This is a genomic window from Aequorivita sp. H23M31, from assembly GCF_004022485.1.
Classification (GTDB): Bacteria; Bacteroidota; Bacteroidia; order Flavobacteriales; family Flavobacteriaceae; genus Aequorivita; species Aequorivita ciconiae.
Map to the genome: position 1 here is coordinate 3,478,203 of NZ_CP034951.1, position 12,563 is coordinate 3,490,765.

Below are 12,563 nucleotides of genomic sequence, written 5' to 3' on the forward strand. Positions count from 1 at the left end.
GATTTGCTGTTTCACTTATAAAACCTTAAATTAAAGGTATGTACACAAAAGATAAAATCCACAGTTTAATAAATGAAGTACCGCTTCTTGAGGATATAATGAATCTTAAACCTGTGGTGTGGCTTAATCCTAATAAAAAATCGGAAGCTGAAATGCCTTCTTTTCCCATTAAAGGAGAGGAGATATTTGAGGCGGAAAAACTGTGGGACCGTTTTGCTCCGTTCTTTGTAAAAGTTTTTCCCGAAACCCAAAGTTCGAATGGAACCATTGAGTCACCGCTAAAGGAGATTTCAAATATGAAGTCGGTTCTAAACCAAGAATCGCCCAAAATAATAGGAAGAATGATGTTAAAGTGCGATAACGCTCTTCCCATTGCGGGTTCTATTAAAGCTCGTGGTGGGTTTTATGAAGTACTTCATTATGCGGAGGAATTGGCATTGCATTCTGGTATTTTAAACAAAACGGACGACTATAGTATTTTTGCCAGTGATAAATTCAAAGAATTTTTCAGCAGGTATAAAATTGGAGTCGGCTCTACGGGAAATCTTGGATTGAGCATAGGCATTATTAGTGCCAGTTTGGGTTTTCAGGTTACCGTATATGTTTCTTCGGATGCCAAAGAATGGAAGAAAAATCTCCTACGAAAAAAGGGCGCCACCGTTATTGAATTTGGAGGAGATTTTAGTGAAGCCATTCTGGCTGGTCGACAGAAAACCAATGCCGATCCTATGGGGTATTTTGTAGACGATGAGAATTCAAATGAACTTTATTTGGGTTATGCCGTAGGGGCATTGCGCTTAGCAAGACAATTGAAAGACCAAAACATTTCGGTTGATAAGGACCATCCTTTGTTTGTATACTCTCCTTGTGGAGTAGGCGGCTCTCCTGGTGGAACTGCATTTGGATTAAAACACTTATTTGGAGATAACGTTCATTGTTTTTTTGTTGAACCTACACATTCTCCTGCCGTTCTAACTGCTTTGGCAACTGGTGAAATGAGCAATATTAGCGTCCAGGATATTGGCATTGACAATAAAACCGAAGCCGATGGATTGGCTGTAGGGCAGGCTTCCAACTTTGCCACCAATATTAGCAACCATCTAATAAGTGGCATGTATACCATTGAAGACGATCATCTTTTTACGCTTTTGGCTCAATTGATGGATTCAGAAAACATATTTTTGGAGCCTTCGGCCACTGCAGGATTAATAGGTCCTCAAATGATTGCCCAAACGGATTATGCAAAGAAGAACCATTTAAATATGAAAAATGCTACCCATATAGCTTGGGCTACTGGCGGCGATCTTGTTCCGAAGGAGGAGAGGAAGAGATTCTATGAACAAGGAAAAAGTGAGTTGGCGCTCTAAAAATCTCCATTTTGAAGATTAAAACACCGAAGGAACTTTTCTTTCGGTGTTTTTATTATAAATGGATTCATTGAAATTTCTGTTGTTTCCACAGAAAATAAAATTTGAAAAGTAAAATTTCTGAAACTCTAGATTTTTTAAGTTGGGGATCTTTCCCTATTCTTTTGACATTGAGTAGAATGTATTTCGAGTTAAAAAATGTCTTTTTTATTTTCGTATTTAAGCAGATAGAAATTTTAGATTTCTTAATATTGGCCTGCTTTTTGGAATTCCGATTAGGTATAAACCAATTAATTTTCACCTATGAAAAAACTATTTTTTATTGCAATAATTCTAACAGCTTTTGATGGATTTTCCCAGGAAACGGATAATTCCCAAGAAATTCCCCAGGGTAAGCACGATTTGAGATTTGACGGATTTGAAGCCCTTGTTTTTGAAACATTAGAATTTAATTATGAATATGTTATCGGAAAGTATTCTGGTGCTGGAGCGGCCATAAGCTTCAATTTGGGAGAGAAATCTTTTGAAGGCAGCGGTACTAAATTTGCCTTTACACCTTATTATCGACAATATTTTCTGAACAAGAAAGACTATGGAGCGAGAGGACTTTTTGTTGAGGGCTCCATACAATTTGCTTCAGGAAAATATGATGGATATTCCTATTTTTATGATCCTTCAATTGATTATTACCAGCAAATTATGACTACTGAAAAATGGTTTGAAACTGGTATCGGACTTTCTGTGGGACAAAAATGGGTTAGCCACAATGGGTTCATATTTGAAATCAGTGCCGGCGGTGGGAGGTATCTTCTAAATGACGAAGCTGCACCTGCAGGATATTTTAGAGGAGGAATTTTAGTGGGATATAGATTTTAGAATTGAGGATTGGAAAAGGCAAAAAACCTTCAAAAAGAAAATTTTGAAGGTTTTTATATTTATTGTTTTTTCTGATGTAGGGTGAATGGTAATTAAACTCGACAAGATTTATTATTCTTTGTTTAGATTTCTCCTTTTTCAGTAGTTGCGGAAGAATCAATCTTTTTTACCAATCCTTGCAAAACATTTCCAGGTCCTACCTCAATAAAGCTTGTAGCGCCATCCTTTATCATATTTTGAATACTTTGTGTCCATCTTACAGGAGCCGTTAGTTGCGAAATAAGATTTCTTCTTATTTCCGATGGATCCGTTACCGCATAAGTGGATACATTTTGATAAATAGGGCAGGAAGGATTTCTAAAATCTGTGTTTTCTATGGCCGTGGCAAGTTCTTCGCGGGCGGGTTCCATTAAAGGGCTATGGAAGGCTCCCCCTACGGGTAGGATCAAGGCTCTTCTTGCGCCAGCTTCCTTCAGACTCTCACAAGCTCTTTCTACCGCATCAATTTCACCTGAAATTACAAGTTGTCCGGGACAATTATAATTTGCTGCAACCACGATGCCCGAGGTTTTGGCACATATTTTTTCTACCACGGAATCATCCAAACCTAACACTGCAGCCATTGTTGACGGAACCACCTCACAAGCCTCCTGCATAGCCAAGGCCCTTTTATATACCAATTGGAGACCATCATTAAATGCCAAAGTTCCGTTTGCTACAAGCGCAGAAATCTCACCAAGAGAATGCCCTGCTACCATATCTGGCGTAAAGTTATCGCCCATTACTTCAGCCAAGATTGTTGAATGAAGAAAAATTGCAGGTTGGGTAACTTTCGTCTGCTTCAATTCTTCAGCAGTTCCTTCAAACATAATTTTGGTAATATCAAAGCCCAGGATATCGTTGGCATTTTCAAACATTTTTTTTTGCGGTTGAGGACGCTTCGTACAGGTCTTTTCCCATTCCTGAAAATTGTGCACCCTGACCGGGAAATATGTATGCTTTCATATATGATGGTATTTAAGATTGAATTGCAAAAATAGGATTAATAACTTTTATTCGGTTAGCTTTTGCAATTTTGGTTTGCAGTCTCAATTCCTATAATAAAAAAATCCTCTTTCCTAAAAACAAAGAGGATTGTATTAAATGCAAAGTAATCTACTTATAGATTCATTTTTCCTGAAGTGCCTAAATCTTGGTCTTTTCCCGTAACTGCGGCCACACCCATTTTGAACAAGGACACCAGTTTGTTGCCATCGGCACTCCAATACGCTGCTTCCTTTGGAGAAAATTTTATAGCTCTTATTTGAGGATCTTCTGGCCCATCAAAATAGGCATTATCCATTTTCTTGTACAAGGATTCAATAGTATCTCGATCGTCAATAATTTCTGCATTACCATAAACGCTTAAAAAGTTTGAGGTGCCTGCACTATAAAACAATTGACAATCAGGGTCCTGAAGTATATTGTGGTTATGATCGCTATTCTTACTACTTAAAAACCAAAGATTTCCAGATTCGTCGACTCTCTTTGTATACATCGGAGCCACGTCTAAGGGCTTTTTGGTGAGATTCGTGGCAAACATGGTGACTTTAATGTCGTCTACCATTTCCCTAAATTTCTTTTTAGCTTCTACTTCGGATAAATTTTCTGTGCTCATAATTAAGTTCTTTTTTCTAAAAATAGAAACTTAATAGGGAGCCACTCCCCAAATCAATGCTAAATTAAATTAAAGAGAATGTTAAGAATAATTTGAAACAATGGATTTTACCCGATTAAGATAGCCGGATCCAAACAAATTAAGATGGACCAATAGATAATATAATTGCCATAGCGCGTGCCGATCTGTCCAGCCATCCGTCAGAGGGAAGATTTCATTGTAGGTAGTAAATACTACGTTATCAAACCCACCGAAAAGTTTCATCATTGCCAAATCCATTTCGCGGGGAGCAAATGCAACTGCTGGATCTATTAAAGTGGGTCTACCTTCCTCTGAAACCATATAATTCCCGCCCCACAAATCTCCGTGGATCAATGAAGATGGTTCTTTCGGAATTTCTTCGGAAATATTTTTATAGAACTTCTCCAAGTCTTTGAAATTAAAACCATTTTCTGAAGCCATTCTGAATTGGGGTTGCAATCGTTGAGAAATGAAAAATTCGGAGGCCGATATACATTTCAGATTTGTTTGATGTAAACTGCCGATATAATTGTCGTGATCCAACCCGAAATATGATTGACTATTTTTATGAAGCTTGGCGAGATGGGAAGCGAATTGACTCCAGAAATTTTTTGTTTTATTCCCATCCTGAAGGAATTCCATTAATAAATAAGAAGTACCTTCAATAGCACCATTTGAGATTATCTCGGGAATTCTGAAACTATCCGAATCCCGAAGAAGATTTAGGCCTTTTGCCTCTGCCTCAAACATTCTGGGAAATCTGGATGCATCATTTAACTTGATGACAAAATTTCCTTCTTCACACTTTAAAAGAAAGACAGTATTAATATCACCTCCAGACAGGGTTTTTGTCTGTAAAAGGTTGAGATTGTTTTCGGCTGTTATTTTAAAATGAAGTTTTTCCAAGAAGTTTTTTAATCACTATATAATCAGTCTCGGCGTTATTACAATTTATAGGTATAAATTATTTCCGAACCCAAGTTTCATAAGTAAATGCATACTTATGTTTTTCATCTTTTTCGTGCTTTTTCTCCGAAATGAGTTTCCAGTTATCAGTGGAAAATTCAGGGAAAAAAGTATCGGCGTCCTTAAATGTGGCCTGCACTCGTGTGAGTTCGATTTTATCTGCCACATCCAATGCTTGCTTGAAAATTTCTCCGCCTCCAATGATAAAAACATCTTTTGTTGATGTAGCTTTCTCTAAGGCTTCTGGAAGGCTATAAACAACTTCTGCCCCTACATTTCCATAATTTTTATCGTGGGTAATCACAATATGGACTCTATCAGGCAAAGTCTTGGGTAAGGATTCAAATGTTTTCCTTCCCATAATTATAAAATGATGACTAGTGAGTTTTTTAAAGCGTTTAAAATCATCAGGTAAATGCCAAGGCAGATCGTTGTCTTTTCCTAGTTCGTTATTTTCGCCAGCGGCTGCAATTATTGTTATCATTGTACGTCAGGTGGTAATGGATTATTTAAAGAATTTCTATGGGTTGAAGGTGGAGTAGTGGGAAGTTGTAGCTCATTATCCACTTTCTTTTGTAATTCAGCTATTTTTTCTGCCTGTTTCAATTTCAACTTTTCCAGTTGTCGGTTTTCCCATTCTTTTCCCATAAAAGAATTCATTAGGAATACGTTCAGGGCGTGCACAAGAAATATAAATGCCCATATTAAAATTGCCCATATATACCAGTCATCGAAAAAGAAATCATTTCCATATCCTAAAACAGGATTGATGATAATAATGAAAATGGCGCCAACCAGAAAAACAATAAAATGGCGCATTAGGTTTTTCTTTTCGCTTATGCGTCTACGTGCGTAGTCATATTGTTCCCTTTGCTCCGAATCTATTGTTCCGGGATTTTTAGCTTTAAAGGCCATAGTTGCTTACTTTTATTATTAAATATTGGCTCGTTCTATCCATTATATAACGAGTAAAGATACCTAAATTTAATCTGGTTTCATTGTTGTCCGATAAAAATCTAAAGTAGCAAAAATAGCATTGTCGTTGCCATATTTTACTGGATTGTGTTCCGATTTTCAAAACAGAACCCCCTAAGGATCGAAAAAGCTCAATTGGCCAATGTTTTTTGTGGTGATTTCTTCCCATTTGGAGTCTGGGTTTTTCAGGAACTTGAACAGATCGATGTAGGTCATCAAATGGTAGCGTATTACAGACACCATATTTGAATATGCCCAACTTCTCTGCGCCTTTCTTTGTATTACCAGCATTATGAGTTGAATGATCAGACTGACCCAGATCTGTATCTCTATTGCATTTTGGTTGTCGCCCAGAAAGTATTTGAGGGGAAAGTTCTGTTTTAGGCGTTTGAACATGGTCTCTATCTGCCAGCGATTTTTGTAGATATCAGTGATCCTGTCGGCCTCCACTTCATAGTTGTTGGTGATGAACTCATATACCTTGCCCTTCTCCTGGTGCCAAAAGGCTATCCGCCGTAGGTGGAATTCGTTGCCTTCCTTATCGGCAAGCGTTATTTTTTCATCCTTTAGGACAGCATCGTCCACGTTGTCCGGAATATCAAACTCTTCAAGGCTCGTATAGCGTGCATTGCTCTTTTGCCTGGTCACAAAGTAGATGCCATCCAACGTCCATTGCTCGTATTGCTGATAATCTACGTATCCTTTGTCAAAGACAACATAGGAACCCTTCTTTAGATCGAGTTCTTTCAAAAACGTATGATCGTGCGTCGCGGCATCTGAAAATTTTATCAGACAAGGAACATCCTCCATGGCGTTGATCATCGTGTGCATTTTTATCCCGCCCTTCTTCTTGCCGTTGAGCGGGTTCCGGCCAACACCCCTCAATATGTCGCTAAAGAGCGCTATTGTCGAGGAATCGACTATTTTGAGGCCTTTTATGGCGGGCTCCCTGGTTCTGCTGTCCGATAAAAACCGGTGGTAACGTTTATAGAGACCAGAGTAAATATCAGCAAAGACCTCTGCACTTCTTCTTTTGTTGGCATCGGACAACGTACTGCGTTTTGGAAAGTCCCGTAGCCCTAAATGGTTGATCTTGCCCTCGCACGCCAGCATTATGCTTGTTACTTCGCGAAGTGAGTTGCAGCCACTGATAACGGCGAATATCATCGTAACCAAGTGATCATAGGTCGTGAACTTTTTGGTGTACCTGTCGCTGTTGTGCTTCTTTGCTGTCCGATAAATATCTTTGGCGTCAAGGAAGTTTAAAACCTGTTTGATAATAGGTTGTCCACTGAAATTTTTACTTTTGTTCATATCTCGAGTTTTGTGGTAAAAACTAAGATATAAATAAAGCGGGAAATCCTTCTTGGAAATCCCGCTTTTAAAAATGTTTATCGGACACTACTGATCTGGTTTATAATCTAGAAAATGGAAGAAATTAGAAAACACTTTCCCGCTCTCGACTCCTGCACTTATCTAAATACCGCGGCAAACGGTATTGTTCCAAAGTCAGTTATTGACTGGCGAAGACAGCAGGATTTGGATTTAATGAATCACGCTAGCACATTCCGAGATAAGCATAAAAATCATATTGAGCAGATACGTAAATCAATTGCAGATTTTTTTTCTTCATCTATTTTTGAGACGGCGCTTGTTCCTAACTTTTCCTTTGGAATAAATATGATTTTGGAAGGACTGCCTGAAGGTCAGAAGATCCTGCTTTTAAAAAATGACTATCCCTCGGTTAATTGGCCAGTTGAAACTCGTGATTTTAATGTGTGTTATGCGAATATTGATGAAAATTTAGAGAGAAATATCGAAGCAGCGGTTACCAAACACAAACCTGAGGTATTTATATTTAGTGTAGTGCAATGGCTCAATGGAATTAAAATTGATTTGGGCTTTTTAAAGAAATTGAAAAACGAATATACCGATTTACTAATCATTGCTGATGGCACTCAATATTTGGGCACTGAAAGCTTCAATTTTGCCGAAAGTGCCATAGACGTACTGTGCGCAAGTGGTTATAAATGGATGACAGCCGGATATGGTAATGGTTTTTTAATGATAAAGGAATCGGCACAGAGACGAATATTTCCAAAGACAATCGGATTTAATTCTGCGGAAAGATTTGAAAGCTGCGCGACGGATACAGCTTATATGAAACATTTTGAACCGGGTCATCAAGATACTCTCAATTATGGCAGCTTAGAGCAATCCATTTTATTCGTTAAATCTTTGGGAAAAGAAAAACTCTACGAAAAAATCAAGTCACTTTCCGAGAAAGCTAAAAACGAGTTTGGGGCAAGAAACTTATTAAGGAAGGATACCTTACTAAGAAAAGACCATTCGTCAATTTTTAATCTTATAGGCGATGGGGAGCTCTATAAAAAATTACAGCAGAAAAAGATAATAACCTCCTTGCGTGGAGATGGTATTCGAGTGAGTTTCCATTATTATAACTCTGAAGAGGATTTGGAGCGTCTTTTGGAGGTTTTAGGGTGAGTTGGGATATGAAGTCTTAAAGTCTATGAGTTGAAGATTCGAGTGGAATTATTCAAATTATTGATCTATTCTTCTAAACTCATCGACCTCTCGACTCATCGACTATAGGCCTGAGTAGTTGAGGAATTATTCAAATTATTGGTCTAATCTTCTAAACTCATCGACCTCTCGACTCATCGATTAAAGGCCTGAGTAGTTGAGGAGTTATTCAAATTATTGATCTATTCTTCTAAACTCATCGACCTATCGACTCATCGACTATAGGCTTGAGTAGTTGAGGAATTATTCAAATTATTGATCTATTCTTCTAAACTCATCGACCTCTCGATTCATCGACATCATCACGCTTTACGCTTTTTTAAAAATATAGTTCTTATAATATTCCTTGTCGTCAAAAAGTGAGGTAATGATTTCCAAACCAGATTCCTGAGCTAACCACGCTACGGTTTTGTCATCATATTTTTGTGAAATTTCTACATGGATAGTCTCCCATTGATCGAAATGTATTTTTAGATCCAATCCACTAATCAATACCTCCATTGCTTCAATGGCAACCAAGAAGCTCTTAGCAGTTCCTGTTTCAGGATTATAGCTTTCCCAATGTTTAAATTTATCAATATCAAAATTCGCATCGAGTTCGCGGTTAATCCTTTTCAGAATATTTTTATTAAATGCTGCCGTGATTCCCGTTTTATCATTGTAAGCATCCAGCACAATTTGTGGATCTTTTTTCTGATCAAATCCCATAAACAGCAAATCTTCTGGGCGTAGGGCATCTTTGAGTTTGGACAGAAAATCGATAGCATTTGGATGGCGGATATTTCCGATGTTACTGCCCAAGACCATTATTACCTTTTTCCGTTTGTCAAAACTCTTCAACCTTTCCAAAACCTCAAAATATTCCCCTACCTCAGCGTCCACGCTCAGAGTTGGCATTTCCGCGGCGAGGTTTTCTGTAAGCATTTCGATGGCATTTTCGCTTATATCTATAGGCTTATAAACAAAGTTGAATTTGTTATCTGCCATATACTTGAGAAGAAGTTTGGTCTTTTTTCCATCCCCCGCTCCTAGTTCTATTAGGTCTAGGCCATTTTCTCTGTCGCGAAATAATTCCCCAATGGTTTCTGTATTATTCGAAATAATGGAAAATTCGCATCCAGTAAGATAATATTCGGGCATCGCCATTATTTCCTGAAAGAGCTTATCGCCCTTCTTATCGTAAATATATTTTGAGGGAAGATGCTTTGGGAATGCCGTTAGTCCTCCCAAAATATCTCTTTTAAATGCAGAGTTACGTACTGTCTGTGGGTTTATTTTCATAAATGTGGGTCGAGATTATCTTGCTAGCCTTAAGCCTGTGAATTGCCAGCGTAAGTTTGTTTGGAAAAAGTTGCGATAAGTTGGTCGGGTGTGATTTGCTGGAGTTGCTACGGATCCGCCACGAAGTACTTTTTGGTTGACCATAAATTTTCCATTATATTCTCCTATGGCTCCAGGAGCTTTTATATAGCCAGGATAGGGGAGATAGGCGCTTTCTGTCCATTCCCAACGACTGCCCCAGTCGAATTTATCCTGGGCGGCTTCCCATTCAAATTCGGTGGGTAAGCGGCATCCTTTCCACTGGGCATAAGCAAACGCTTCGTAAAAGGAAATATGGGATAAGGGCGCATCATGGTTCAATTTCTTAAGACCTTGTAGAGTATAGTGATACCATTCCCCATCTATCTTATGCCAGTACATTGGTTGCGAAATGTTATTTGTATTTATCCAATCCCAGGCCTCGGCGTGCCAAAGATTAAAATTTTTATACCCACCGTCATTTATAAATTCCAAATACTCGGAATTGGTTACCAGTTTATCTGAAATCATATAATTTTGAAGATATACTTTGTGTCTGTTCAGTTCATTATCGTAACAAAATTCCCCGTTATTTTCGTGGCCTATTTCATAAATACCTTCCTCCATTTCAATCCATTCCTGTGGAAAATCTTGCACGGGATTCTCTAAAAATGAATCAGTGTATTTTGGAAATAAGGGATTGTTTCCCAGAATATATTTAATATCGGTAACAAGTAATTCCTGATGCTGTTTTTCGTGATGTATTCCTATCAATAAAATTCCCTCAATTTCTTTTGATATTCCATTGGAAAGAAACCCCTTCATTTCATTCGTAATATAATGACGATATTCATAAATCTGCGGAACGGTGGGTCTTGAGAGATTACCTCGGTCCGTACGTAGTACTCGCTTACCTACATTTTCGTAATAACTGTTAAAGACAAATGCGAAGTCTTCATGAAAAATTTTATAATTGGGTTTATACGGTTTTAAAAGGAATTCCTCAAAGAACCATGAAGTATGTCCCAAATGCCATTTGGGTGGGGAGACATCTACAATGGGTTGTACAACATAATCTTCTATCTCTAGAGGCTTGCAGAGGTTTTCGGTATGCTGGCGGGTTTCTAAAAATAGATGTTTTAAAGTATCGGTAGCAATCATATTAAAGCGTCGCCATTATTTTAGTGACTCTTTAAAGATAAGTATTCTATATATTATCGATTTTAAATTCTTGTTAAAGCGAGGATTTTGGCCTGTTTCGGTATTAGGTTATAGAACCCCAAAAAGTCAAGGTTACTAGATTTGAAGTGCCATAAGGGACGGTTTTCCGGCGCCTAACATAAAAAGACCTTAAGTTATGAAGGATTTTTTTTGGGAAATCTATTTAGAAGATAAATTGACCCGAGCACAACTGCTATTATGAATAAAATATATTCCTTCCCATTTTCTTGGTAACTCGGGTCTTCAAAATTAAAACCTGTTATCGCAAAGACCAGGACTAAGAGAAAAAATAAAATTAAGAAATTCATTTTCTTCATAAGTACGATAAATTTTTCTGTGGTGATACCTTGAAGTTAAAACCTATTTTCCAGTTTTAAAAGTTATGGGGACGGTGAATTTGATAGCACGAGGTTTTCCTGCAAACATTCCTGGTTTCGACATTTTTGGAATGGATAGGATATTCCTTTTGGCCTCATTTTGAAGGGCCTTTGTGCCACCAGATACTTTTTGGATTTCAACTACTCCTTTCTCATTTATAATGAAATCTACCAATACCCTTCCTTGTTCATTCTTTTTATAAGCGTCAGTGGGGTATTTAAAATTGGCAGTTATATGTTGTATGAGCTTGGTATCGAAACAATCGCTACGTTTCGCAGCATCGTCGTTTTCACAACCTGGCCAGATAGGACCAATTTCATTTAGAGTCACCTTGTTTGCTTTAACATTACCCCATTCTTCTTGGGAAAAAACGGTAGAACCGGAAACTAAAATAAGTGAGAGAATGAGGAGGTATTTCATTATAAGTGGTTTTTTTATATGGCTACAGATGCTTTTATATGTGGATGTGGGTTGTAATCCACTAGTGTAAAGTCATCAAAAGTGAAGCCAAAGATATCTTTTACCTTAGGATTGAGGATCATTTTAGGTAATGGTCGGGGTTCTCGCGATAATTGAAGTTGCACTTGCTCATAGTGGTTGCTGTAAATATGAGCATCTCCAAAAGTGTGAACAAAATCCCCTGCTTCGTAGCCACATACTTGTGCCATCATCATTGTTAATAGGGCATAGGAAGCTATATTAAAAGGAACTCCCAAAAACGTATCTGCGCTGCGCTGGTATAATTGGCAGGATAGTTTCCCATTGGCTACATAAAACTGAAAGAAGGCATGGCACGGGGGAAGAGCAGCCTTTCCGTTGGCGACGTTTTCCGAAAAAGATTTGGAAGTATCCGGCAGAACGCTCGGGTTCCAGGCGCTCACTAGCATACGTCGACTATCAGGATTTGTTTTAAGGGTTTGGACTATTTCAGCAATCTGGTCTATCTCCTCGTTGTTCCAATTTCGCCATTGATGGCCATATACGGGTCCAAGGTCGCCATTTTCGTCTGCCCATTCGTTCCATATCCGTACTCCATTTTCTTGAAGGTAATTGATATTGGTATCCCCATTCAAAAACCATAACAGTTCGTAAACTATGGATTTTAAATGTAGTTTTTTGGTGGTTACCATTGGAAATCCTTGGCTGAGGTCGAACCGCATTTGGTAGCCAAAGACACTTTTTGTACCGGTTCCCGTCCTATCTTGTTTGTCCGAACCGTTCTCCAGAACGTGTTTTAGGAGGTCGTGATATTGCTTCAT

General features: G+C 38.2%; 12 protein-coding genes and 1 pseudogene. 3 read left to right on the forward strand and 10 right to left on the reverse strand.

The genetic code is table 11. From position 1 onward, the window contains the following. Positions 1 to 38 precede the first annotated feature (38 nt). Both EI546_RS15255 and EI546_RS15260 read left to right on the forward strand, forming a co-directional pair. Positions 39 to 1,367: a D-serine ammonia-lyase gene (locus EI546_RS15255; protein WP_128251352.1), complete on the forward strand. Its 1,329-nt coding sequence runs from the start codon at positions 39 to 41 to the stop codon at positions 1,365 to 1,367. A 303-nt stretch (positions 1,368 to 1,670) separates the two neighbouring features. Then, entirely contained in the window at positions 1,671 to 2,243 is a 573-nt protein-coding gene (locus tag EI546_RS15260) for a hypothetical protein (RefSeq protein ID WP_128251353.1), read from the forward strand. 122 nt (positions 2,244 to 2,365) lie between these two features. On the opposite strand, the pseudogene fabD reads toward EI546_RS15260, so the two are convergent. The 6 genes and pseudogenes from fabD to EI546_RS15290 form a co-directional block, all read right to left on the reverse strand. Next, a pseudogene (fabD, locus tag EI546_RS15265) lies at positions 2,366 to 3,248 on the reverse strand (ACP S-malonyltransferase). Between the two features lie 154 nt (positions 3,249 to 3,402). Continuing rightward, the gene (locus tag EI546_RS15270; protein ID WP_128251354.1) at positions 3,403 to 3,900 is read right to left on the reverse strand and encodes a pyridoxamine 5'-phosphate oxidase family protein; all 498 of its coding nucleotides are present in this window, start codon (positions 3,898 to 3,900) and stop codon (positions 3,403 to 3,405) included. A gap of 81 nt (positions 3,901 to 3,981) precedes the next feature. Then, positions 3,982 to 4,827: a fructosamine kinase family protein gene (locus EI546_RS15275; RefSeq protein ID WP_128251355.1), complete on the reverse strand. Its 846-nt coding sequence runs from the start codon at positions 4,825 to 4,827 to the stop codon at positions 3,982 to 3,984. A 58-nt stretch (positions 4,828 to 4,885) separates the two neighbouring features. Further along, positions 4,886 to 5,371: a dihydrofolate reductase gene (locus EI546_RS15280; protein WP_128251356.1), complete on the reverse strand. Its 486-nt coding sequence runs from the start codon at positions 5,369 to 5,371 to the stop codon at positions 4,886 to 4,888. Then, positions 5,368 to 5,802: a 2TM domain-containing protein gene (locus EI546_RS15285; protein ID WP_128251357.1), complete on the reverse strand. Its 435-nt coding sequence runs from the start codon at positions 5,800 to 5,802 to the stop codon at positions 5,368 to 5,370. The genes EI546_RS15280 and EI546_RS15285 overlap by 4 nt, the downstream gene beginning before the upstream one ends. A 174-nt stretch (positions 5,803 to 5,976) precedes the next feature. After that, entirely contained in the window at positions 5,977 to 7,176 is a 1,200-nt protein-coding gene (locus EI546_RS15290; RefSeq protein WP_128249226.1) for an IS4 family transposase, read from the reverse strand. 114 nt (positions 7,177 to 7,290) lie between these two features. Here EI546_RS15290 and EI546_RS15295 point away from each other — a divergent pair, with 114 nt between their 5' ends. Beyond that, positions 7,291 to 8,367: an aminotransferase class V-fold PLP-dependent enzyme gene (locus tag EI546_RS15295; protein WP_128251358.1), complete on the forward strand. Its 1,077-nt coding sequence runs from the start codon at positions 7,291 to 7,293 to the stop codon at positions 8,365 to 8,367. A gap of 348 nt (positions 8,368 to 8,715) precedes the next feature. Here EI546_RS15295 and EI546_RS15300 read toward each other — a convergent pair whose 3' ends face one another. From EI546_RS15300 to EI546_RS15315, 4 genes are all read right to left on the reverse strand, one after another. Next, a complete protein-coding gene (locus EI546_RS15300; RefSeq protein WP_128251359.1) occupies positions 8,716 to 9,687 on the reverse strand; it encodes an L-histidine N(alpha)-methyltransferase in 972 nt (323 codons plus the stop codon). 15 nt (positions 9,688 to 9,702) lie between these two features. Beyond that, entirely contained in the window at positions 9,703 to 10,866 is a 1,164-nt protein-coding gene (gene egtB, locus EI546_RS15305) for an ergothioneine biosynthesis protein EgtB (RefSeq protein ID WP_128251360.1), read from the reverse strand. 420 nt (positions 10,867 to 11,286) lie between these two features. Next, positions 11,287 to 11,724, reverse strand: a complete 438-nt coding sequence (locus tag EI546_RS15310; protein WP_128251361.1) for an energy transducer TonB — start codon at positions 11,722 to 11,724, stop codon at positions 11,287 to 11,289. Between the two features lie 14 nt (positions 11,725 to 11,738). Next, positions 11,739 to 12,563, reverse strand: coding sequence for a thymidylate synthase (locus tag EI546_RS15315; protein ID WP_128251362.1), 825 nt, complete (start codon positions 12,561 to 12,563; stop codon positions 11,739 to 11,741).

Coding starts and splice junctions, on each gene's coding strand:
- EI546_RS15255 (WP_128251352.1), top strand. CDS start 39: ATGTACACAAAAGATAAAATCCACAGTTTAATAAATGAAGTACCGCTT.
- EI546_RS15260 (WP_128251353.1), top strand. CDS start 1,671: ATGAAAAAACTATTTTTTATTGCAATAATTCTAACAGCTTTTGATGGA.
- EI546_RS15270 (WP_128251354.1), bottom strand. CDS start 3,900: ATGAGCACAGAAAATTTATCCGAAGTAGAAGCTAAAAAGAAATTTAGG.
- EI546_RS15280 (WP_128251356.1), bottom strand. CDS start 5,371: ATGATAACAATAATTGCAGCCGCTGGCGAAAATAACGAACTAGGAAAA.
- EI546_RS15285 (WP_128251357.1), bottom strand. CDS start 5,802: ATGGCCTTTAAAGCTAAAAATCCCGGAACAATAGATTCGGAGCAAAGG.
- EI546_RS15290 (WP_128249226.1), bottom strand. CDS start 7,176: ATGAACAAAAGTAAAAATTTCAGTGGACAACCTATTATCAAACAGGTT.
- EI546_RS15295 (WP_128251358.1), top strand. CDS start 7,291: ATGGAAGAAATTAGAAAACACTTTCCCGCTCTCGACTCCTGCACTTAT.
- EI546_RS15300 (WP_128251359.1), bottom strand. CDS start 9,687: ATGAAAATAAACCCACAGACAGTACGTAACTCTGCATTTAAAAGAGAT.
- egtB (WP_128251360.1), bottom strand. CDS start 10,866: ATGATTGCTACCGATACTTTAAAACATCTATTTTTAGAAACCCGCCAG.
- EI546_RS15310 (WP_128251361.1), bottom strand. CDS start 11,724: ATGAAATACCTCCTCATTCTCTCACTTATTTTAGTTTCCGGTTCTACC.
- EI546_RS15315 (WP_128251362.1), bottom strand. CDS start 12,563: ATGAAGCAATATCACGACCTCCTAAAACACGTTCTGGAGAACGGTTCG.